This is a genomic window from Paenibacillus sp. JJ-100 (genome assembly GCF_948329825.1).
In the GTDB taxonomy this organism is placed as follows: Bacteria; Bacillota; Bacilli; order Paenibacillales; family Paenibacillaceae; genus Paenibacillus.
In genome coordinates this window covers 653,742-676,613 of the sequence record NZ_CAOJCM010000001.1, presented here as the reverse complement: position 1 = coordinate 676,613, position 22,872 = coordinate 653,742, and the positions used below count along the sequence as shown (strand labels likewise).

Annotated in this window: 26 protein-coding genes; all 26 read right to left on the bottom strand. The window is 43.4% G+C overall.

Going from position 1 to position 22,872, the window contains the following annotated elements:
- Positions 1 to 28 precede the first annotated feature (28 nt).
- Positions 29 to 916: a MinD/ParA family protein gene (locus tag PQG66_RS03360; protein ID WP_272035090.1), complete on the bottom strand. Its 888-nt coding sequence runs from the start codon at positions 914 to 916 to the stop codon at positions 29 to 31.
- A complete protein-coding gene (flhF, locus tag PQG66_RS03355) occupies positions 913 to 2,277 on the bottom strand; it encodes a flagellar biosynthesis protein FlhF (protein WP_272035087.1) in 1,365 nt (454 codons plus the stop codon). The genes PQG66_RS03360 and flhF overlap by 4 nt, the downstream gene beginning before the upstream one ends.
- Entirely contained in the window at positions 2,274 to 4,307 is a 2,034-nt protein-coding gene (flhA, locus tag PQG66_RS03350; RefSeq protein WP_272035085.1) for a flagellar biosynthesis protein FlhA, read from the bottom strand. Before flhA ends, flhF begins: the two co-directional genes overlap by 4 nt.
- A 24-nt stretch (positions 4,308 to 4,331) precedes the next feature.
- Positions 4,332 to 5,414: a flagellar biosynthesis protein FlhB gene (gene flhB / locus PQG66_RS03345; protein ID WP_272035083.1), complete on the bottom strand. Its 1,083-nt coding sequence runs from the start codon at positions 5,412 to 5,414 to the stop codon at positions 4,332 to 4,334.
- A gap of 23 nt (positions 5,415 to 5,437) precedes the next feature.
- Complete coding sequence (fliR, locus tag PQG66_RS03340) at positions 5,438 to 6,226, bottom strand: flagellar biosynthetic protein FliR (protein ID WP_272035081.1); 789 nt, start codon at positions 6,224 to 6,226, stop codon at positions 5,438 to 5,440.
- A 9-nt stretch (positions 6,227 to 6,235) separates the two neighbouring features.
- A complete protein-coding gene (gene fliQ, locus PQG66_RS03335; RefSeq protein ID WP_272035079.1) occupies positions 6,236 to 6,505 on the bottom strand; it encodes a flagellar biosynthesis protein FliQ in 270 nt (89 codons plus the stop codon).
- A gap of 25 nt (positions 6,506 to 6,530) precedes the next feature.
- Positions 6,531 to 7,286 carry a flagellar type III secretion system pore protein FliP gene (gene fliP / locus PQG66_RS03330; RefSeq protein ID WP_272035077.1) on the bottom strand — a complete coding sequence of 252 codons (756 nt, stop codon included), beginning with the start codon at positions 7,284 to 7,286 and terminating at the stop codon, positions 6,531 to 6,533.
- Positions 7,283 to 7,819 carry a flagellar biosynthetic protein FliO gene (locus tag PQG66_RS03325; RefSeq protein WP_272036443.1) on the bottom strand — a complete coding sequence of 179 codons (537 nt, stop codon included), beginning with the start codon at positions 7,817 to 7,819 and terminating at the stop codon, positions 7,283 to 7,285. The genes fliP and PQG66_RS03325 overlap by 4 nt, the downstream gene beginning before the upstream one ends.
- A gap of 11 nt (positions 7,820 to 7,830) precedes the next feature.
- The gene (locus PQG66_RS03320; protein WP_272035075.1) at positions 7,831 to 8,196 is read right to left on the bottom strand and encodes a response regulator; all 366 of its coding nucleotides are present in this window, start codon (positions 8,194 to 8,196) and stop codon (positions 7,831 to 7,833) included.
- 28 nt (positions 8,197 to 8,224) lie between these two features.
- Positions 8,225 to 9,523: a flagellar motor switch phosphatase FliY gene (fliY, locus tag PQG66_RS03315; protein WP_272035072.1), complete on the bottom strand. Its 1,299-nt coding sequence runs from the start codon at positions 9,521 to 9,523 to the stop codon at positions 8,225 to 8,227.
- Positions 9,513 to 10,511, bottom strand: coding sequence for a flagellar motor switch protein FliM (gene fliM, locus PQG66_RS03310; RefSeq protein ID WP_272035070.1), 999 nt, complete (start codon positions 10,509 to 10,511; stop codon positions 9,513 to 9,515). Before fliM ends, fliY begins: the two co-directional genes overlap by 11 nt.
- A 39-nt stretch (positions 10,512 to 10,550) precedes the next feature.
- Entirely contained in the window at positions 10,551 to 11,009 is a 459-nt protein-coding gene (locus PQG66_RS03305) for a flagellar basal body-associated FliL family protein (RefSeq protein WP_272035068.1), read from the bottom strand.
- Positions 11,009 to 11,230 (bottom strand): flagellar FlbD family protein, encoded by a 222-nt coding sequence (locus tag PQG66_RS03300; protein ID WP_056700597.1) that lies wholly within the window; start codon positions 11,228 to 11,230, stop codon positions 11,009 to 11,011. Before PQG66_RS03300 ends, PQG66_RS03305 begins: the two co-directional genes overlap by 1 nt.
- Before the next feature lie 64 nt (positions 11,231 to 11,294).
- Positions 11,295 to 12,113: a flagellar basal body rod protein FlgG gene (gene flgG / locus PQG66_RS03295; protein ID WP_272035064.1), complete on the bottom strand. Its 819-nt coding sequence runs from the start codon at positions 12,111 to 12,113 to the stop codon at positions 11,295 to 11,297.
- Between the two features lie 81 nt (positions 12,114 to 12,194).
- Positions 12,195 to 12,578 carry a TIGR02530 family flagellar biosynthesis protein gene (locus PQG66_RS03290; RefSeq protein WP_272035062.1) on the bottom strand — a complete coding sequence of 128 codons (384 nt, stop codon included), beginning with the start codon at positions 12,576 to 12,578 and terminating at the stop codon, positions 12,195 to 12,197.
- Positions 12,575 to 13,132 carry a flagellar hook capping FlgD N-terminal domain-containing protein gene (locus PQG66_RS03285; protein ID WP_272035060.1) on the bottom strand — a complete coding sequence of 186 codons (558 nt, stop codon included), beginning with the start codon at positions 13,130 to 13,132 and terminating at the stop codon, positions 12,575 to 12,577. Before PQG66_RS03285 ends, PQG66_RS03290 begins: the two co-directional genes overlap by 4 nt.
- Positions 13,133 to 13,151: 19 nt before the next feature.
- On the bottom strand, positions 13,152 to 14,516 hold the full coding sequence (locus tag PQG66_RS03280; RefSeq protein WP_272035058.1) for a flagellar hook-length control protein FliK: 1,365 nt from the start codon (positions 14,514 to 14,516) through the stop codon (positions 13,152 to 13,154).
- Between the two features lie 31 nt (positions 14,517 to 14,547).
- Entirely contained in the window at positions 14,548 to 15,486 is a 939-nt protein-coding gene (locus tag PQG66_RS03275) for a MotE family protein (protein ID WP_272035056.1), read from the bottom strand.
- Positions 15,487 to 15,529: 43 nt separating this feature from the next.
- Positions 15,530 to 15,982 carry a flagellar export protein FliJ gene (gene fliJ / locus PQG66_RS03270; RefSeq protein ID WP_272035054.1) on the bottom strand — a complete coding sequence of 151 codons (453 nt, stop codon included), beginning with the start codon at positions 15,980 to 15,982 and terminating at the stop codon, positions 15,530 to 15,532.
- An 11-nt stretch (positions 15,983 to 15,993) separates the two neighbouring features.
- On the bottom strand, positions 15,994 to 17,313 hold the full coding sequence (fliI, locus tag PQG66_RS03265; protein ID WP_272035052.1) for a flagellar protein export ATPase FliI: 1,320 nt from the start codon (positions 17,311 to 17,313) through the stop codon (positions 15,994 to 15,996).
- Positions 17,300 to 18,157, bottom strand: a complete 858-nt coding sequence (locus tag PQG66_RS03260) for a FliH/SctL family protein (protein WP_272035050.1) — start codon at positions 18,155 to 18,157, stop codon at positions 17,300 to 17,302. The genes fliI and PQG66_RS03260 overlap by 14 nt, the downstream gene beginning before the upstream one ends.
- Entirely contained in the window at positions 18,150 to 19,166 is a 1,017-nt protein-coding gene (gene fliG, locus PQG66_RS03255) for a flagellar motor switch protein FliG (RefSeq protein WP_272035048.1), read from the bottom strand. The genes PQG66_RS03260 and fliG overlap by 8 nt, the downstream gene beginning before the upstream one ends.
- Before the next feature lie 11 nt (positions 19,167 to 19,177).
- A complete protein-coding gene (gene fliF / locus PQG66_RS03250) occupies positions 19,178 to 20,764 on the bottom strand; it encodes a flagellar basal-body MS-ring/collar protein FliF (RefSeq protein WP_272035046.1) in 1,587 nt (528 codons plus the stop codon).
- A gap of 129 nt (positions 20,765 to 20,893) precedes the next feature.
- Positions 20,894 to 21,205 carry a flagellar hook-basal body complex protein FliE gene (gene fliE, locus PQG66_RS03245; RefSeq protein WP_272035044.1) on the bottom strand — a complete coding sequence of 104 codons (312 nt, stop codon included), beginning with the start codon at positions 21,203 to 21,205 and terminating at the stop codon, positions 20,894 to 20,896.
- 48 nt (positions 21,206 to 21,253) lie between these two features.
- A complete protein-coding gene (flgC, locus tag PQG66_RS03240; protein WP_272035042.1) occupies positions 21,254 to 21,706 on the bottom strand; it encodes a flagellar basal body rod protein FlgC in 453 nt (150 codons plus the stop codon).
- Between the two features lie 5 nt (positions 21,707 to 21,711).
- Complete coding sequence (gene flgB, locus PQG66_RS03235; RefSeq protein ID WP_272035040.1) at positions 21,712 to 22,119, bottom strand: flagellar basal body rod protein FlgB; 408 nt, start codon at positions 22,117 to 22,119, stop codon at positions 21,712 to 21,714.
- Positions 22,120 to 22,872: the final 753 nt, after the last annotated feature.

Sequence of the window (22,872 nt, the reverse complement as noted above, 5' to 3'; positions counted from 1 at the left end):
TGTCACCTCTGTTTCCTTTATTCAGAAATCATGTTGTTCGTCTGAGCCATTTTTTCATAAATCCTTTGATTCCTGACAAGGTTCCGGATCCCGTAGCTCCAGGTTGAGCTAAATAACGAAGTGCAAGTTTTTGTATATCTTTGGAAGCCTTGCAGTTGGGAAAGGCCAGACGATAGGGCATCTGTTTCTTCACCGCTGTAACAACCTGGGCATCCTCGGAGACATACCCTAAAAGCGGAATCTCCGTCTGTAAAAACTTCCTTGCCACTCCAGCTATTTTTTCCGCTACGCGCTCCGCCTCCCTTTCGTCCTCAACCCGATTTACGATCATTCGAAAGGGAGTTACATTCTCCTGGCTATGCATTACTTTGATTAAGGCATAAGCATCGGTGATAGAAGTCGGTTCAGGTGTAGTTACGATCAGGCATTCATCAGCAGCACCAATGAATCTCATATTTTCTCGAGAAAGACCAGCCCCCGTGTCGAAAATGACGTAATCCATCTCCTGCGCAATGTCCTCCACCTGACTAGCGAAAAACTCCAGATCTTGATCAGACAAAGAGAATAGTTCCTTCATTCCCGATCCCCCGGCAATATATGGTAGGCCGTTTGTACCAAGTTGAATGATTTCCCTTATAGTTTTATGTCGGTATAAAAGATGATACAGATTATAGGAAGAAGAAGTTCCCATTAAAACATCGATATTAGCCATACCAATATCCGCATCAAACACCAATACTTTCTTCCCCATACCGTGTAATGTCAGTGCAAAGTTTAATGTAAAATTAGACTTGCCTACACCACCTTTGCCGCTAGCTACGGTAATAATCTTAGAGGAACGGTTGCTCACCTTGCTCCCATTGTTGTCCGATATTCCGGAGACCAAATTTCGGAGCGAATCGGCCTGATCCTTCATTGTGATTCTTCTCCCAATAACACCTTGGACAACCAGTTCGCATCTGGTTTCAACAAATCATCTGGCACATTCTGACCATTTGTTACATAAGCGAGTTTGAGCGGGAAGCGATGCAGGAGATTAAACAATGAACCATAAGTCCCTGTTTCATCCATTTTGGTAAAGATTACTTTATCCAGACCATATTTGCTGAAATGATCTGTAATTTGTATCATATCTGCGCTTTTCGCCGTCATGCTCATAACCAAAAAGGTTTCACTGTTTTCCACATCAGCAAGCAGACTTTGTAGCTCTGAGACTAGTAATTCATTCCTATAGTTTCTGCCTGCCGTATCCATAAAGATCAGGTCACAATGTGCCAAGCGGGAAATTGCACGTTGCGTATCTCCCGGTGACTGAACAACTTCGAGTGGCACATTGAGAATCGAGGCATAGGTTCTAAGCTGTTCAACCGCTGATATTCGGTACGTATCCGAGGTGATAAAGCCTACCTTACGCTGATTTTTGAACATCTGTTCAGCAGCCAGCTTGGCAATAGTTGTGGTTTTGCCAACTCCTGTTGGTCCAGCCACGTAGACAATGCGAGTGCTGGGTAGAATCCCCTCATGAATACGATCTTTTAGAAAAGCCGTAACCTCTGACCGAAGTGCATCTCTGACGTCTGGTTCGCTTATTTCACCCTCAGACAACCCTCGCTGAATCGGATCAAACCAGGACTCCCATACTTCAGGCCAAATTTCCTGTTCGGTCAATTGCTCCTGAAACTCCCTTAAATCTTCAGGAAGATCGTCCCCAACTGTACCTTGTTTGGATAGTTTGGTCATCATCTGCTTCAAATCTTTTATCTCGTTCAACAACTGATCCTGGTGTTGATGTGTAACACGTTCTGTCACAGTAGAGGTTGAACCAGAAAAATCCGCCCCTTGCGGTTGCGGTTTATGCTCACTGCGCAGAAGACCTGATTCGTAATCCATTTTTGCATCGATATCGCTTCGTTCTGATACAGATGGAATAGCCATCGTCTTCTCCTGTTTGTGTTGAGCAGCAGCATTTTCTGCTCGCCCTTCATCAGATTCAGCAACAAACGAACGAGCGGTTTGAGCATAAGCTTCAGGTACAAATGCACGAGGTACAGACTGAAGCGTATTTTGGACCTGTTTCTTAGAAACTTCTCTCACCTTATCTGTCTGTTCCTTATCCACAGCTGCAACTACTTCGATACGTTTCTTGCGGAACATCCCGAGCACTCCGCCCACCTTAATTTCTTTGGTGGACAGAATGACGGCGTCGCTTCCCAGATCTTTGCGAATTTGAAGCATAGCTTCGGGCATGGTCTCAACAATGTATTGTTTTACTCTCATAAGTTCACCACCCCGATACTTTGAATTTCAACATTCGGCTCCAACTCGCTGTAGGAAAGCACCGGAATATCCTGCATCGTTCGTTCAATCACTTGACGCAGATACATTCGAATGGTTGGAGAAGTCAACACAATAGGCTGTTGCCCTGATTGAATTAAACGATTAACCTGTTCACTCAGCTTTTGATACAAACTTTGGGTAGAGACTGGGTCCAGTGCCAGATAACTGCCTTGCTCTGATTGCTGCACACTTTCCGCAATTTTCTTCTCAAGACCTGGTCCAACTGTAATAACCTGAAGTGTTTCACCTTTTTGTGAAAATTGTTGTGTAATCTGACGAGACAATGATTGTCTAACATACTCCGTCAACACATCAGGGTCCTTTGTATATGTCCCATAGTCTGCAAGCGTCTCAAAAATGGTTACCATATCTCTTATGGATATTTTTTCACGCAGCAGCTTGGCAAGAACTTTTTGCACATCACCAATTGAAAGGACAGATGGAATCACTTCATCCACAAGAGCAGAATAATTCTCTTTGAGGTTGTCCACAAGCGCTTTTGTCTCCTGTCTCCCGATCAATTCATGTGCATGTTTTTTGATCAGTTCTGTCAAATGGGTTGCAACTACAGAAGGAGGATCCACAACTGTATATCCTGCGAGCTCTGCTCGATCTTTAGTTACTTCATCAATCCACAGTGCAGGTAGTCCAAAGGCTGGTTCTGTTGTTTCAATTCCTGTTACAGACTCTTCGTCATATCCAGGACTCATTGCAAGATAATGGTTCAGGAGCAGCTCTCCGCCACCAACCGCATTACCTTTGATTTTGATCACATATTCATTAGGTCTCAGCTGGATATTATCCCGAATACGAATCACGGGCACTACCAATCCCAATTCCAGAGCACACTGTCTACGAATCATGATGATCCGGTCCAACAGGTCTCCGCCCTGTTGATTGTCTGCTAATGGTATAAGCCCATATCCAAACTCAAACTCAATCGGATCTACCTGAAGCAAATTAATAACACTCTCAGGACTTCTGACCTCTTCAATCTGCTGTTCTTCTTCCAGTTGCTCTTCCGCTTCCTGTCTCAAATTCAGATTATTCTGCATTCGCCAAGCAGCAAAAGCAAGCGCGCCTGCCAGCGGTAGTGTCGTAATAACATGAATTGGTGTGAAAAATCCTAGCATTGCGATAACAAAAGCTACAATATAAATCAGTATCGGATATGTAAACAACTGGCCCGTAATATCTTCTGCCAAGTTTCCTTCCGATGAAGCTCTGGTAACGATCAACCCCGCCGCCGTTGAGATAAGTAGTGCGGGAATCTGACTAACCAATCCATCTCCAATTGTCAATACCGAGTAGGTCGAAAGTGATGTTGAGAAATCCAGACCGTGCACTGTCATACCGATGATAAAGCCGCCAATCAGATTGATCAGGAGAATGATAATACTTGCAATTGCGTCTCCTTTGACGAATTTACTCGCACCATCCATTGCTCCGTAAAAATCGGCTTCACGTTCGATTTTAGAACGACGTTCACGCGCTTGCTGTTCGTTGATCAGACCTGCATTCAAGTCCGCGTCGATACTCATCTGTTTACCCGGCATTGCATCGAGGGTGAACCTTGCTGCTACTTCAGCCACACGCTCAGAACCTTTGGTAATTACGATAAACTGAACTACAACCAGGATTAAAAACACGACAAACCCGATTGCAACCTGTCCTCCAGCAATCCAGCTACCAAAGGTTGCAACAACCGCTCCCGCATCTCCTTCACCCAAAATCAGCTTTGTGGTAGAGATGTTAAGGGCTAGTCGGAACAAAGTTGTAATAAGCAGCAAAGCCGGAAAAATGGAAAACTGTAAAGCTTCTTTGCTGTTCATAGCAACTAGCAGAATCATCAACGCCAAAGAGATGTTGATAACAAGCAACAAATCGAGCAGCCAGATCGGGATCGGGAGAATCATCATCAACACAATGCCGATAATACCCGCAAGGATTGCTAAATCTTTTGTTTTCAATGAATGTACGGCCTCCGATCCCTTTTATTTCGTTCTGCCCTTTAGTTTATATACATAAGCCAGCACTTCGGCTACAGCTTGAAACAAATCAGCTGGTATAGCGTCACCAATCTCAGCTCTCTGGAACAACGCCCGTGCCAGCGGTTTGTTTTCCATCGTAATCACACCGTGTTCTTTGGCAATTTCTTTAATTCGCAGAGCGACGTAATCCTGTCCTTTAGCAATAATTTGTGGAGCCTCCATCTCAGATCCCTCATACTTCAACGCTACAGCAAAGTGTGTTGGGTTCGTTATGATGACATCCGCGTTCGGCACTTCCTGCATCATACGCTGCATAGCCATACGACGCTGACGTTCCCGAATTTTGCCCTTGATCAGCGGATCACCTTCCATTTTTTTATACTCATCTTTGATATCTTGCTTCGACATCCGTATCTTCTTCTCATAGTCATACTTCTGATACATGTAATCGAATATGGCAAGCACCAGCAGTGCAACTGCAATTTTGATACCAAGATTCAAAGTAATTGAAGCTGCAAATTGTAGAATAGCATCCATTGAAAAGTGTGATAATGAAGCAATATCAGCCTGGTAACTTGTAATCGTGCTGTACACAAGATAACCGATAATGGACATTTTCAGAACGGATTTTGCAAATTCAACTAACGAACGAAGTGAAAAGATATTTTTAAAACCTTTGATCGGATCTAGCTTCTCGAGCTTCGGCTTCAAACCCTCACCTACGAGAAGGAAACCCACTTGCATGTAATTCACAATTAATGCAACCAAGACTGCGCCTAGCAAAACGGGAGCGAGCACTAACATGACTTCAATCCCGTAACGCATCATCAGTGACATTACATTTTCTTCAGTAACATTCATGCTGAGCCGATTGATAAAAACATCCGTAAACAGTTTAACCATGCGATCCTTGTAGAACGAACTAAATATCATCATGGTTAGAAATGTGAATAGGAGAATTGAGGCACCCGATAACTCCATGCTTTTAACGACTTGACCCTTTTTACGTGTATCCTGCCGCTTTTTCGGGGTAGCTTTCTCTGTCTTCTCCCCTGAAAACAACTGGAGGTCGAGTTGAAGTTTCATCTTTAATCCTGTCCTCCGTTCACTCATACCGGCCTTTGTCCGATCGTCCCGAGTAATTTTTCCATCGAACGGAACATGACCTCAAACAATTGGCCAAACACAAAGGCAAAGCTAGGAACCAGCAGGAGCAAAATCGCTATTCCGACGAGCACCTTGAGCGGCATACCTACAGCAAATACATTAAACTGCGGAGCTGTTTTGGCTAAAAAACCTAAACCTACATCTGTCAGGAACAATGCGACAACTACCGGAGCAGCCATCTGGAAAGCAAGCAGGAAAGACTGTGCAAATGTACGTACGAGAAATTCCGCTATGCTGCCGTCCGCTAATCTCAGAAAGAATACATTTGATAACGGAATCCATTTATAGCTGTATACGATGCCATCCAGCAGGTAATGATGTCCGTTCATTGTTAGAAACAAAAGCATAGCAAAAGCATATTTAAAGTTACCTGTAAGTGGTGCAGAGGCCCCCGTCATCGGGTCATACACGTTGGCTATACCAAAACCGATCTGGATATCAATAAACGCACCCGCAGTCTGTACAGCCGTCATTAAGAGATAAGCCACAAATCCTAGAAGCAGACCAATCAGGATTTCCCTAATAATCAGCAAAATGTAGCTTAAGTCTGTTGGGACAGTCTGATGAATACCAAAGGTCATATATACAGTCAATGTAACAAAGGCAGATATTCCTATCTTAAATGAAGCAGGTACGTTTCGAGCCGAAAAGACAGGCGCAGTTACAAAAAATGAGGATATTCGACAAAACATGAGCAGAGCAACAGGGAAACTTTGTAACCAGATCTCCATCGCTACAGCCTACCCTATGTATCTGTAAAGATTATCGAATATGTTAAACGTAAAATCGACTAATAGATTCAAAATCCAAGGCCCAAACAAAAGCACCGCTAAGAGTACAGCGACGATTTTAGGCACAAAGGCTAAAGTCTGCTCTTGAATTTGAGTTGTTGCTTGGAAAATACTAATAATAAGTCCTACAACCAGAGCTAGTATAAGCATAGGTGCACTGGCCAGCAAAGACGTATATACTGCTTTTCCGGCCAGACCGATAATAAACTCCGAAGTCATGACCGTCCTCCTTTAACGCTCCGATTCAAGTGTTAAAACTCAGCAATAGTGACTTGACTACCAGATACCACCCGTCTACTAGAACAAAGAGCAGTATTTTGAATGGTAATGAGATCATGACCGGGGGAAGCATCATCATACCCATGGCCATGAGTGTACTCGCCACAACGATGTCGATTACCAGGAATGGAATAAATATCATAAATCCCATTTGGAATGCTGTCTTGAGCTCACTGATTGCGTATGCGGGTACCAAAACGGTGATAGGAATATCTTGATACGTTTCAGGTTTTTCCGCCTGATTGTATTTCATGAAAAGCAGGATATCCTTCTCACGTGTGTGAGTAAACATAAATTTCTTAATCGGATCTGCTGCTTTCTCTAACGCCTCCGTTTGTGTCAGATCTCCCTTAAGATAAGGCTGCAAAGCAACTTGATTAATAGAAGAGAGCGTTGGCGACATAATGAATAGTGTCAGAAAAAGAGCCAGACCGACCAAAACTTGATTCGGAGGCATCTGCTGGGTTCCAAGCGAAGTTCGGACAAACCCAAGCACAATAACGATCCGGGTAAAACTGGTCATCAATACTAGTATTGCAGGTGCTATACTCAGCACTGTAATTAATAAAATGATTGATAACGAACTTGTACTTGGCGTGCTGCCGTCACCATTCCCAATCTGGATATCAATATTAGGAATCGGCTCGGCAAAAGCCACCGTAACAGATGCCAGGCTCATAAGTCCTATGAAACAACACGCTAACCAAATCTTTTTCTTCATGAATCCCTCGACCGATCTGTAGTATTGTCTTGATCCAGGAGCTTTTCCATCTTCTCTTTACGGTTTGGCATCTGCCGAAGTTTGGATTCAAACATCTCATGAAAAGAAGTGGTGTCCTCAATTTCCATTTCCCGAGGCGGTTCTTCTTTACGAAGACGTTTAGCGAGCTTGGCAATGATAGGTGATAGACTCCCTTGCTGTGAAGCAGCATCCTTTTCAAAGGAATCTATAATTCTCTGAGCTTCTTCCAGATCCGAAACCTTATCGAGCAACTGAATATTATCGCCCACACCAATCAAATAAACGTTTCCGCCAATCTCTAAAATTTGCAGTGACTTGTTCTGTCCTAGACCGACTCCTCCCAAAATGCGGACGGTGCCACTTCGAAACCATTGCTGATTTCGTTTGTTCAAGAATCGGATAAGGTAGACAATAAGGACCAGGATGACGGCCAGGACAACAATCACCCATACAAGCTGTAGATAGTAATTCATTCCTGCGCCAGCTGGTTCTGGAGTATTACCCTGAGCCATCAACATGTTACTTAAGCACCCAGTGTTTTACTGATTGCTTCGATAACCCGATCAGATTGGAAAGGTTTAACGATGAAATCTTTAGCCCCAGCTTGAATCGCATCAATAACCATCGCTTGTTGTCCCATTGCAGAGCACATAATTACTTTTGCGTTAGCATCAATTTTTTTGATTTCTTTCAAAGCAGCAATACCGTCCATCTCAGGCATTGTGATATCCATTGTAACCAGATCCGGACGCAGTTCTTTGAACTTTTCTACTGCCTGTGCCCCATCGGGTGCTTCTCCTACGACTTCATATCCGTTTTTGGACAAGATGTCCCGGATCATCATTCTCATAAATGCAGCGTCATCTACGACTAAAATTCGGTTTGCCATGTTGATTCAAATCCTCCCTAGATTGTGCTTATTGTAATTTCTGAATGCGGTCCCATTGGCTAACGATATCGATAACACGAACACCAAAGTTTTCGTCAATAACGACGACTTCTCCCTTGGCAATTAACTTGTTATTAACGAGGATATCGACAGGTTCACCAGCCAACTTGTCCAGTTCGACAATCGAACCTTGCGATAATTCCAATATATCTTTAATTTGCTTTTGGGTCCTTCCTAATTCTACGGTGACCTTAAGGGGAATGTCCATCAATAAATTCAAATTGTTCTCGTCAACCTGACCGTAAGCCCCATTTTGCAAGTTGGCAAATTGAACAGGCTGTACATTTACATTCCTATTTGGTACACCACCATAGTGTTGAGGTGCTCCGTAGGGTTGCTGTGGAGGCATACCATAAGGCTGCTGTGGAGGCATTCCTTGTGGCATCTCCATAGGCGTTTGTCCGTAACCACTGTAGTCTTGAACTGGCTGCTGTGGAACATGTGGAGGCATCTGTTGTTGAGCCGCTGGTTGCTCCATAACCGATGGTGGCGCTGGTGTTGCCTCAGGTGTTACAGTTGGTGCAGCTGGAATCGATGGTGACTCTGGAGCCGAATCTACAGGTGCATTAGATGTGGACTCTTGAGCCCCTCCTATTAACATTTCTACCATGTTTTTAGCAAAAGGTACCGGCAGCAATTGCATTAGATTAGAATCGATCAGATCCCCTACTAAGAGACGAAACGAAACTCGAATGAGTGTTTCATCTGAAGGAAGATTGGTGACACCCTCCCCACTTTCTAAGTCGAGAATATCAATACCAGGTGGAGAAATATTTACAAACCGATTGAAGATACTCGACATGGAGGTAGCAGACGATCCCATCATTTGGTTCATCGCTTCCTGAACCGCGCTGATATGAATTTCGTTCAGATCTTCGTCAGCCGGATTCCCTTCGCCGCCAAGCATGAGATCAGCTATAATCTGAGCATCTCTCTTTTTAATAACCAGTGAGTTAATTCCTTCAAATCCATCCACGTAATTCACATGAACAGCAACGTGAGGTTTCGGAAACGCTTCTTCAAACTGGGTTCGACTTATGATCGATACTTTAGGTGTTGTAATATCTACTTTAAGTCCGAGCAGCGTAGACAACGCTGTCGCAGCACTACCAAATGTAATATTTCCAATCTCTCCCAAGGCATCCTGTTCAAGCTCCGTCAGAAAATCATCAACCGTTTTCTGGGCGGGTTCCGAATCAGATTCGGGTTCCGATTGCCGCAGCAAAGCATCGATCTCTTCTTGGGATAAATAATCCTTACTCGTCAAATTCTTCAACTCCTTCGGTGACAATTTGATCTATTTGCACAGCCACACGGTCCTTAATGGTTCCTGGACTGCCGACATACTTCAGTCTGTCACCAACTTTAATGGAAAGCCCCTCTTCCACCGGTTTATTAAGCGTAATGACGTCCCCTACCGATAATCCTAAAAACTCGGCTATCGAAATTCTGGACTCACCAAGCTCGGCTATAATAGGTAATTTCGCCTTATGCACACGGGTTTTCAACGCTTCGTATTCTTCCGGAGCTTTCGTTTTCTTCTCCGAAATAAACCACTGATGCGTTGATAACCGAGCCATGATTGGCTCAAGAACGACATGCGGTATACACAAATTGATCATGCCTGTGGTGTCGCCAATTTTAGTGCTAAGCGAGATCAAGGCAATGGTCTCATTGGGGGATACAATCTGCATAAATTGCGGATTTGTCTCCAGTGCTTCCAATCTTGGCGTAATATCCAGCACGGTCTTCCAGGCTTCTTGCAGACTTTCGAATGCCCGACTGAATATACGCTCCATAATCGTCGTTTCAATTTCTGTCATGTTTGAAATTTTGGCCGGAGCACTACCGATTCCTCCAAGCAGACGATCAAGCATCGCATATCCGACGTTGGGATGAACTTCCATTACCATTCGTCCCTGCAATGGCTCTGCTTCAAAAATGTTCAAAATCGTCATTTTGGGAATAGAACGAATAAACTCATCATAAGGCAATTGCTCTACCTGCACGACATTGATCTGAACGAACGTCCGCAGCTGGGCCGAAAAATAAGTGGTGAGAAAACGTGCAAAATTTTCGTGAATACGGGTGAGACTTCGAATATGATCTTTGGAAAAACGAACTGCCCGCTTAAAGTCATAAGATCTAATTTTTTTCTGAGTTTCTTCCTTTTTCAGTTCCTCAGCGTCCATTTCGCCAGAGGAAAGGGCTGCTAATAGGGCGTCAATCTCGTTTTGTGATAATACATCCACCATGTTCTCACCCCCTTACAGGTTTACAGCTTGTTCTGTTCACTACATTGGTGCTATGACAATGTCTGAAAAGCTGGTGCTTATCAATTTGGGCTCAGGCAATGCCTCATTAATTAGACTCGTCAGTTTCTCATTGAATTGTTGCATACCTTTGGCTGTTCTCAGTTCCTCAGCCTTGGTGTCAGTAAGCGCCTGAATAATAATTGGCTTCACGGTAATACTCTTAATTTTCTCAAAATCTTCTTTGGCTTTCTTATCGGATAACTTGAAAGAGAAACTAACCATAATAATATGATCTGCACCTGCTAGATTGGTTTTGATCTCTCCGAGCTCCGATGAAACTTCTACAATTTCATCTGCTGTCATTTTCTTTACTTCAGCAGCTGCTGCTGTATGTGTATTTTCGCTCTTGTTCTGTCCCTGCATAAATACAAAAACTACGACAACAATGAGTGTGATTGCAAGCAAGGCCGTTGCAATCCAGGGCATCATCTTTTTCATCAGGACTCCTCCGTTTGTTGCACTTTGATCGTGGCTGCCTGAACTCCAATTTCACGATTGTATTCTTTGATTTTGGAAATCACTTCATCAGCTTTTTCAAGAACGATCAGTCTTTTTCCTGTTACTAAAGTAATATAGGTGTCCGGCGTCTCCTCCACGATCTCTACCATCAGCGCATTCAACCACATGGGAGAACCATTTAACCGCGTAACTGAAATCATGCTAAGCCCCCTCAATCATTGGAGGAGCAAGCTCCCCCACGATTTCAAAATTACTGCTCAGTTATTAACGTTTCAGGTTAACAACCTCTTGAAGCACTTCGTCTGATGTTGTAATGATCCGGGAGTTAGCCTGGAATCCACGTTGAGCTACGATCATTTCGGTAAATTCACTTGTCAAGTCTACATTTGACATTTCCAGCTGACCCGCAATAATAGCTCCAGTTCCATTTTCTGTACTGTTCGCTGTCAATATCTCAAGTTCTCCATCAGGGTTGGCGTTCGCGGTCATGCGATATAAGTTACCTCCAACCTTCTCCAGACCCGATGGATTGACAACTTTACCAATACCGAGTTGCACTCCAGCCTCAGTTGTTCCATCAGCCATCGTTTGCTGGATGGTTCCATCCTGTCCAATGGTGAATGAAACAACATCATCTCCAACCGTAATGTTTCCTCCGCCACTGTCCAATACGAATAAACCATCAGAGGTTACGAGGTTACGATTGGCATCCAGTGTAAAATTACCATCACGTGTTAAGTACGGAACTTCCTGATCCTCGCTTAGTCGAACCAGGAAAAATCCATCTCCGTTAATCCGAAGGTCAGTAGGTCTGTTCGTGGTCATTGGACTTCCTGCCAGGTGAAGCGTATCAATGGAACCGATCGACACACCTAAGCCGATCTGCTGCGCATTAACACCACCCGATGGTGTATCCGTTGGAGCAGTTACGCCTGATGTTGTTTGGCTCATAATGTCTTTGAACATGACACGGCTTCCTTTAAATCCTACCGTATTTACGTTCGCAATATTATTACCAATGACATCGAGTTTGGTTTGAAAGCCCCTCATCCCGGAAACGCCTGAGTACATTGATTTCAACATTTTATAAAATCCTCCCAGCATTATATTGGTTGCCGCATCAGTCGGTCAGCGGCTTTCCGGCTCCCGAGAAGGGCCAGCCGGTCAAGATATAATCACAGCACTATCGATTTGTGTGAAGACGTTATCTTTCATACTCTCGCTATCCATCGCTGTAACTACTGTACGATTTTTGACATTCACGATAAAAGCCATATCTTGCATCAAAATTAATGACTCTTTGGCTCCCTTAGCAGCAGCTTTATCCAGTGCAGTACCAATTTGTTTCATCTGCTCCGATTTCAGTTCAATACCCCGCTGTTCTAATCGCTTCGCTGCGTGATTGCTAAGCTTCAGCAGATTATCCTCTAGAACCTGGGCAAAAGGTTTGGCAGGTACACTCGCTGTTTCTGTCGATCTAGGCTTATGAAGTATATTTGGAGTAACGGGCCCTGTATACAATTGTCCAACAGTTATGCGGTCACTCATAGCGTTTTCTCACGATCTTTAGATTCACTGGAATCTGCTTTAACACCCGAAGGCTCTGAAAGTTCTACATTTGCGGAATTACTTTGAACATTTTGGAGAGGCACATCATTCTCTTCAGCCTCTTTTGCACGATTCACCTGAATAATCTCATCCAGCTTGATTTCATCTTTGCCTACCTTCGCGTATTGAACGCTATCCCTTACAATGATAGAGTCTACGATGCCTTGACGAAGAGTACCTTTTTCCGTTTTATCCGATGAAATCCAGCTGATCTCCATACCGATCATGCTTGATACGGCTCCAAGTGACTGATTCAACGTTTTAAGCTGTGTTGAAATGTTAACCAACTGTTCGACCGAGCTGAACTGTGCCATTTGAGCGATGAATTCTTTATCTTCCATCGGCTGCATCGGATCCTGATTTTGCAACTGGGTAATCAAAATTTTGAGAAACTGATCTTTACCCAATTCTTTGGTTGCAGGACTGGTGGTTGCCTTATTCGCAGCCGAGTAATTTGGCCAAACATTATTAGTAGAAACAATTTCATTAGCCATGTATTCACCTCATTTCTATTTAAGCCTCTGCACTGAATGAATCACGCCGAACTTCAATGCCTTCTACCTGTTCGCTACGCCAGTTACGCAACTCTTCCTGTAGTTCAGCTGCTGTCATAGCTTCATCTGTATGTTCTCCACGCTCATTTGAACGCTGTTCCTGCTGAGATTGGCTCCCTTGTTGCCGGCCGCCATTCTGATACATTTCGGATCCCAGTGCACTGTTCTGGGTTACTTCCAGTCGCTCGACTTGGATACCCTGAGCCTGCAGTGAAGAACGCAATTGCATCATTTGCTGCTCAAGCATGTCTTTTGCCATCACATGTTCCGTGACAAACCTGGCAACCAATTGCCCGTTCTGTAATGTAATCTGAACGTCCAATTTCCCCAGATGCTCAGGACGGAGTGAAATCGTTGCTTCTGAAAATCCTTTTTGTTGCACGATATCCAGCTTATTAACTACAAATTGTGTCATTTCCTTAGCAAACAGTGATGCTTGCATAACAGGCTCCGCTGGTTTTCCAACTGTGGTTCCAGAGCTTCTCAAGGAAAGTTCACCAGCAGTTATGATCGTTGGGGGTTGAATCTCCGTCTCTCCCTCATGGGCAGTTACTGAAGTAGCACCTGCAGTTTGAACAGCCTGTTCCTTCATTACAGAGAATGAATCAAGGACTGATTTGAGTTCAGACCATCCTTTTTTGCTATCTGTTTCAATTCCGGCTTTCTTCAACTGACCTTGCAATTCACCAAGCAACTGTTTGAATTCGGGTGCCAATTCCATCACGGCCATATTCAATTTTTGGACTTTAGCAGCGATTTGTGTCAACGCATCCTGTAGTACAAAACGGATCGTAGCTGGATGTTGAGACAACTCTGCAACAGGTAAAGAATTCGCGACTTTCATCGAATCAGTAGCAGAACCTTCATTCAAATGGATTGATGTATCACTATCTGACTTCTTATTCAAAAGAGTATATATTTGCTGGATCAAGGTTTGAAGATTTGCAAGTAGTACTGGATCATTTTCCAAAGCCTCATCTAAACCATCCATTTCCCCGAATAGCTTCTCAAGCTTATCGCTTAAATCAGTTTTATCCGTCTCAGCAAACAGTGAGCTGAGTACGTCGCCTAAAGAGGCGTCACTTTGCTCGCTTTCTGAAGAGAAAGTAAACCTAAGTAGATTGGCCGTCTGATTCGTCAAAGTACCCTCTGCTTCATTGCTTTCACCAGTTACACCGGCCCCAGACAATGACTGTGCTAATGTCTGATTAAATTTGTCGCCATTAGTATCAACTGATCCTTTAGTCTGAGCTGAAGATGAAGCCTGAGCTGAACCAGAAACCTTTGAAGATCCCCCAGAGTTCATTTGATATACGAGTGACATTTTTTCACCTCCTCTCTAAGATTTAATTGAGTTATTTATTGCCCATAAGCCGGTTTAGTACCTTCGCCGTTTCAACCGAATCTTCTTTTGACATGTTCTCAAGCAGTTGTGATCGAGTTGCATCATCTACTGAATTAAGTATTGTCAATGTTTTATCCGGACTTAATTTATACGTTTCCAGCAACAGTTTGGCACCGCTGGAAGGTGACATGGAGGCAAAGGTTTGGCTCAACTGATTTTTGTCGAGATTCTTGCTATTCGTTGCAGTTGCCGTCGTGGAAGATTCTGTTTCCTTTTTCAATCTGGACTGCAATGCATCCAAAGCAAGATCACCTGACGGCTTGGAATCCTTCATTAGCATTGTTACATCCGCCGCTGTCTTTGGGTCCATCTTTTCCAGAACCTTCGTCCGTGCGGTAGACTGCATCGAGCTAAGCAGCAATACCATTTCTTCATTCGTCATATTTTGCAAAATCGGTGCAGCTTTGCTCGGACTCATATCAGCATACATTTTAGCTAGACTTTTAATCTGTTTCTGATAGTCGTTCTCTGCTTCAGGTTGTGCTGTAACAGCTGTTTCAGCCGCCCTATTGGCTTCATCCAATTTTTTTTGCAGATCAGCCGTTTTCTGCGTCTCAGCAGTAGTAGCCTCTTTAGCCGTTTTCAGTTCAGCTTCTTTAGCAGCTACTTGAGATTTCAACTTTTCAATTGTTGCTTCGGCGCTTTCAACCTGCTTTTCGCTCTTCTCTAGCTTTTCCTTCTCAGGGTCCAGCACCGGATCAGGCACCCAGTTCTTGACTACGGGTATCTTTTGAGCAAATTCAAGGGCGTTGTTTCGTATATCTACATTAAATAGAGTAAGTAATACACCTAGCAGCACTACTGTAAATACAATCGGGATCGAGATCATGAGAAACTTTTCCCATCCACTCCCGGATTCTTTTTCGATATCAGTGTCTTTTACAGCCACCGTTCATTCCTCCTTCACGAGACAACTTCGCATCCGGCTCACATCAGTTCGCGCGTCCGGCTTTGGCAGCGAAGCGTACAGTAGCCATCTCGTCCAGATCGTTCTGTTCCCGGAGGAGCATCTCCTGCTGAAATCTCATTTTGGCCTTATCTCTCGCTCCAAGCCATACTTTTTCGTCAATCATTTTGCCATTCAAAAAGCTCTGATTCCGCTGTACATTGACCTGAGCATGTTCGACATCGTTATTCTTACGGGATATACACTCTTCAAGGTGATATGCATAACGCTGCATCTCCTGCAGGCTAGATGCGGATGCACAATTTTCTATTGCGGATTGAATAATGTTCATCAGATTATTGCGATCATTAATTAATTTCGATAGATGCTCTTCTTCTGTCTGAAGTTTACCGATCGCTGTGGATAACATCCACTCCGCCTGTGTTTTTTCATTGCTTTTCAGGTCAACAACCTTCTGGAAATGATATCGAAATTTCATCGCTAACCCCTTCATCTCCTTGCAAATTCAAGAATCAAACGCTCCTGCACTTCACTTAACGTTACCTTTTCATCCACTTTTTGCTTCGTAAAATCCCAGATATGATCAATCTGATCCATAGCTTCATCTATTGCTGCATTTGACCCACGTTGATAGGCACCAATGTTTATTAAATCTTCGGATTCCTTGTACACAGCCATCAGACGTTTCATATTATTGACCGCATCCATCTGTTCTTCAGGTGCAATGTCCTTCATAACACGGCTGATGCTTGCAAGTACATCTATTGCAGGAAAATGACCTTTATTAGCGATCGAACGGTTCAACACAATGTGACCGTCCAATATCCCCCGAACTGCGTCTGCAATCGGTTCGTTCATATCATCCCCATCGACGAGTACGGTATAAAAGGCAGTAATTGAACCTGTCGGACCTGTCCCTGCACGCTCGAGCAATTTGGGTAGACTTGCAAAAACAGAAGGTGTATACCCCCTCATGGCAGGGGGCTCTCCTACAGCCAGGCCTACTTCTCTCTGCGCCATAGCATAACGGGTAACTGAATCCATCATTAACATGACATTCATGCCCCGATCCCTGAAATATTCAGCAATCGTTGTTGCTATTACCGCTCCTTTGATTCGAATCAACGCAGGCTGGTCTGATGTTGCGACAATGACGACAGACCGTTCCAACCCTTCTGGACCTAAATCTCGCTCGATAAAGTCACGAACCTCACGTCCACGCTCACCCACAAGCGCAATCACATTTACATCCGCTTCTGTATTCCGGGCAATCATACCCATTAATGTACTTTTACCTACACCTGAACCTGCAAAAATACCGACCCGCTGTCCTTTGCCCACGGTGAGTAAACCGTCAATCGCTCTTACACCCACACTCATTGTTTCAAGTACACGCGGTCTATCCATAGGATTCACAGGTGTATTTGAGGTAGAATACGTAGGCATTCTAGAAGGTAACAGTGAACCGTCAAGTGGTTGCCCCAGCCCATCGAGAACTTTACCTAACAGCTCAGCTCCCACCTGAACGCCTAACGGCTTGCCTGTTCCTACCACGTCACATCCGGGACCGATCGATTGAAGTTCTCCGAGAGGCATAAGCAATACTTTGTTATCTCGAAAGCCCACAACTTCAGCTTGAAGCGGCTTCGCAGATTTGCCAGGATAGATATAACATACGTCGCCGATGCTAGCATCTGGTCCTTCTGACTCCACCATTAGCCCAATGACCTGAGTTACTTTTCCGTTAATACGAACAGGATCAAATTGTCGAAGATGCTCCATATAACGCTGTGAACTAAGAACCTTCATGTTGATTTCTTCGCTCCTCATCCTCAAGTGCTATACGGATCAGTTCTTTTTTGATTTCTGTAAGCTGTGTATCGATTCGTGCATCAACACTTCCAAATGAAGAACGAATAACACAACCTTTGTCTTTAACCGTAGCATCAGGTAAAATTTGAAGTTCTGCTTGTGAGTCAATAGATAGAGCTAATTCCTCCCGCGCTGCTTGTACAAAAGAAAACTGTTCGGGTGCCACACAAAGTGTGATCTGACCTTGCTCTCTTTTTCTGGACAAACTCTGACGTATCAGTTCCAGCGTGTGTTCAGGCTCTACGGTTAGTTGCTTGTCTATCACTTTCTCAGCAATACCACACGCAAGTTCAACAAGGAAGGGCTCCGCTTCCTGAATAATCTGGTCTTTGGCAACATACGCTTCCTGAAGCACCTGTTGTGCTTCTTTCATCATCTCTTCGATCTTCACCTGGAGCTCCACTTCAGCTTGTGCTCGACCTTCTTCAAACCCTTGTTGGAAACCTTGAGATCGCAGAGCTTCAGTCAGGTGTTCATCCTGCTCTCGTTGCTCCTGCCACCAGCGATCAATCTGTTCCCGGGCTTCCTGAAGCATTCGTTCCGCTTCTTCCGAAGCATCACGCACCTGCTGTTCCGCAAACTCTTTGGCATCCTCCAGCATCTCGGCAGTGAGCCGTTCCGTCTCTTCATCGACTCGTGCACGTAGCACTTCTGCTTCGGAAACAGCAACGTCGTCCCCATTCAATCCAGACTCTTCACCAACACTGTAATAATGATGATTTTCGAGTTTTTTATGATCTTCAACAGGAACATACTGGAAAGATTTAATCAAATTAGACAATGATATCATCTCCTCCACCACGTGCGATAATGATCTCACCGGCTTCTTCCAATCTGCGGATTGTACCTACGATACGTGTTTGAGCTTCTTCCACATCACGCAACCGTACAGGTCCCATGAATTCCATTTCTTCCTTGAATGTTTCGGACATCCGTTTCGACATATTTCGGAACACTGCCTCCCGCACTTCTTCGCTTGCCACTTTGAGCGCAAGTTGCAGATCGGCATTGTCGATATCGCGGATAATACGCTGAATCGAACGGTCGTCCACATTGACGATATCTTCGAAAACGAACATGCGTTTTTTGATTTCTTCCGCCAGCTCTGGGTCTTGAATCTCGAGGGAATCCAAAATCGTACGTTCTGTCCCACGATCGACACCATTCAGAATCTGAACGATGGACTCTATACCGCCTGCATTCGTATAATCCTGCGTTACTGTAGAAGATAATTTCTGTTCGAGTACCCGTTCCACTTGTGAAATCACTTCCGGAGAAGTACTATCCATCACAGCTACTCTACGAGCGACATCAGCCTGCTTCTCCTGAGGGAGAGACGATAGAATAGCTGCTGCTTGTTCAAATTGCAGGTATGAAAGAACCAATGCAATCGTCTGTGGACTTTCGTTTTGAATAAAATTCAGAATCTGATTCGGATCCGCTTTACGAGCAAAATCAAATGGTCTAACCTGCAGCGTTGCTGTCAACCGATTGATAACCTCAAGCGCCTTGGTAGAACCTAGAGCCTTTTCCAAAATTTCTTTTGCGTAGTTAATTCCACCTTGAGAAATGTATTCTTGTGCAAGACAGATCTGGTGGAATTCCGACATAATCAAGTCCTTTTCAGCTGAATCAACCTTTCGCACGTTGGCAATTTCTAACGTAAGTTGTTCGATTTCTTCATCGCGCAAATGTTTGAAGATTTGTGCAGAAACCTCCGGACCTAAAGTAATTAATAAAATTGCTGCTTTTTGTCTGCCAGTCAATCCTTGACTGCCTGCTTTTGCCAATGTGTTCACCTCTATTCGTCAGCCAGCCACGTACGCAGCAGATTGACGAATTCGTCTGGCTTTTTCTTGGCCAAACTCTCCAATTGTTTGCGCACCTGACTTTCGTTCGTCACACTGTCTAATGTAATGGACGGGAACTCCGTTGCTACTGGAAGCGGAATATCTTCCTCTTCTTCAATTTCATTTTGTTTACGACGACGCCGTACTAACAAAATAACAACCGCAGCGATTAATACTGCTATTAGTGCTCCCCCACCCCACATCATTGCAGGTGTTAACTGGAAGCCGGTGTTTGTATCCGTAGCAGATGCAAACCCTTGCGATATGACTGAAACTTTTTTGGTCAAGTCTGCGTCAGTAATTATAGTGTCTGAATCTGCCAGTGAAGCACGGACAATATTAACAAGAATATTCTCAATTGCATCTCGAACTGGCTGCTGTAATTCAGTCTGTCCCGCAGGTGGTTCAACAGCCACATTTATGGTTAAATCTTTAACAGTATATGGGCTTGAAATGATATCTTTTGCAATCCGATTCACTTCATAATTGATCGTGCTCGATGATTCTTCAGAATTGGCATTGCCATTGGAATCAGAAGAAGGGTAACCAGGAACGTCCTGTTGGCCTGTCCCAGGTACACCACCTGTCGGACTTCCTCCTCCAGTGTAACTTTTCTGAATTTCCTGAACACTGATCTCAATGCCTTTCATGTTCTCCTGATCAACAGGCGTGACAAGGTTTTGTTTACTGGTCACTTTATCAAAGTTCAGTTTGGATGCTACGAGAACGTTAACCTTATCCTCACCGACTATTTGAGAAAGGAATTGCTTAACGTTGTTTCTAACATCGCTCTCAAACTTTTTCTGTAATGCCATGTTTTCTTGCACTTCAGATGACAAGCCGCCACTACCACCACGAGCTGTTGGAATGAGTTCAGCCTCATCTGTATTCGTAATCGTGATATTTTCGATCGGTAAGTTCGGGACCGCTGTTTTAACCAAATTAAAATACCCATCAACAGCTGCCTGATTTGGATGATAGCCAGGTTTAAATTGCAACGCTACAGAAGCCGAAGCCTTGTCCTGTTCTTCCAGGCCCGCAAAGATATTATCTTTGGGCATATTGACAAGAACTTTTGCATCCTGAATACCCTGCATTCGTTGAAGAAGTTTTTCGACCTCTCCATTTATGGCGTTGTTATATCTGACATCAAATTCTTTGTCCGTCATTCCAATTGCGGATGATGGATTTTCAAAAGCTCTGTAACCAAGTGAACCGCTTTGAATGATTCCTTGAGATCCGATATTCACTTTGGTCAACGCTACATCTGTGCTAGGCACAGAAATACTTTTACCGTCGGAACTAAGTTTATACGGAATATTTGAAGAGTTAAGATAATCAATTACACCAGCTGAATCACTTGCATTTAGATCAGTGAACGCAACTTCATATTCTGTTTTGGACAACTGCATCGTGAGAACCACTGCGGCCAAAATCAGAAAAAGGAAGGTTGAAATAAATAATGTTTTTTGCTTCTTGCTAAAGCTATTCCAGTACTCTGTTGCCTTCTCCCTGTACTGGGCAATTCTCTCATTCACTCTGTCACCCCATCCGAAACTTTGCTTAGTCTGTCCGTTCACAAGCCTTAGCGTTCCATTAGCTCATGTCAGGAGCAGCATAGCAGCTGCTAGTCGTACTGATCAGCGCTACTGCCTGGCTTGTATAACTTATAACTGTGTGCGCATAATCTCTTGATACGCCTCAACTACTTTGTTGCGAACTTGGGTAGTAAGTTGTAGACCTAACAGAGCTTGTTCCGAAGCAATCATTACCTGATCTACATTCGCTTTGCCTATCAAAAATTGATTTGACATTTCATGTGCCTCAGATTCCTGTGCAGCGACAGAACCCAGTGCATTTTGTAAGTATGTACCGAAGCTTTGAATACCCTCGGCTGGTGTGAAAGGTTTATTTTCTACATTGCTCTTCATTTGTAACTGCTGAACTCCCTGAGTGCTAAACATGTTGTTCTGAATCATGAATGTCCCTCCCCTTATCTCTCTTAATCGTAATCAAAGGTAACGCAGTTAAGCTCTTCCAATCTCTAAAGCTTTGGTAATCATTGCTTTGGTTGCATTCAGTGCAGTTACATTAGCCTCATATGAACGTGAAGCTGAAATCATGTCAACCATCTCTTTTGCAATATCTACATTTGGCATGAACACGTAGCCTTCTGCGTTAGCATCCGGGTGCGTTGGATCATAGACCGGCTTGAGTGGTGATTGATCCTCACGAATTTCAGTTACTCTGACTCCTTCACCTGCACCCCCACCACGAATCTGATTTTGCAGGATCGTACTAAAGGATGGTTTATTCGGCTCAAGCACCACCACTTTCCGCTTATAAGGAACCACTTCTCCGTTAGATATGCTTGCGCGAGTTGTTTCGGCATTTGCAATATTGGAGGAAATAACATCCATACGCAGACGTTGAGCCGTAAGAGCAGAAGAACTAATCCCAAAACTGTTGCTAATATTCAACGTTTTTATCTCCTTTCTACGCCAATCCGCATCATTTTTATCTGTTCGTTTACTTGCTGGATATACGCGCTGTATCGCAATTGATTTTCCGCCAAAAGGCTCATTTCTCTATCGATGTCCACATTATTCTGGTTGTTATTCATGGAAGTGGACTGGTCCATATTAACTACTGGTGTCGGTACAGAAGAGGAAGGACCTATGACAATATGCCTTGGATCCGTTATTTTACCTTTGAGTATAGGTATTTCACCGTTCTGCTGTCCCTGTAATATCGTTTCAAACGAAACGTCTGAGCGTTTAAAATACGGGGTGTCGGCGTTTGCGATGTTGTTAGCAATCGCTCGTTGTCTAATGTTTGAGGCATCGAGTGCACCTTGTAATCTTTTAAAGCTGATGTCGTTTAAAAGATTCATAATATCCCTCCTCTCTTTTAGTATATATGGAAAATGATTGAATCTTTTTTCACGTGAATAGGCTTATGTTTTCGACAAAAACATTCGTCTTTACACGTTTTTCTAGGACTTAAGTAGAATTAACTCTGATGTTGTCGTATATGATAAGTTTCTTCGAGTTTGGCATATATTACAATAAGAAAAAAGCCCTATCTTTTCTTCAAGAGAGAGCTTTTTGTGTATTTTCTGCAAATATTGATTTTTTTCGTAAATTATCAGTCCCAAATCAAAAATGTGTTAAATGTTCTTTGGTTTACATCTTATACATTCTTAAAAATATTATTATCTTTTTTCACCTATGTTTCTTTCAAAAGGTGCTCATGAGAAGATTCCTGAAGAAGTATGAACTTTTTTAAAGCTTAATATTTCACCGTCAAATTAAGGTTTTAAGCTGACCGTGCGTGTAGCATTTACATGGTTCGATACTGTGAATCCTCACAGCTAACGTACAAGAAAAGACCAAATATAACATCTGTTTCTCAACACTTTCTTAACAATTAAGGAGACTCATACTCTTTTAAATTTAAAAATCAATTAATGCCTTCTTACTTCTCTACAGAACGCCATTTTGCGCAAATGCGCAAATTGTTTCAATTCAGTAGTGGGGTGACTGACCATAATTTAAATAACTAAAATTCTTTTATTGGAAATTAATGGTCTAACCCAAAGAGATTGTCTACACATTTTCTTTATTTTCATCCCGATATACATGCG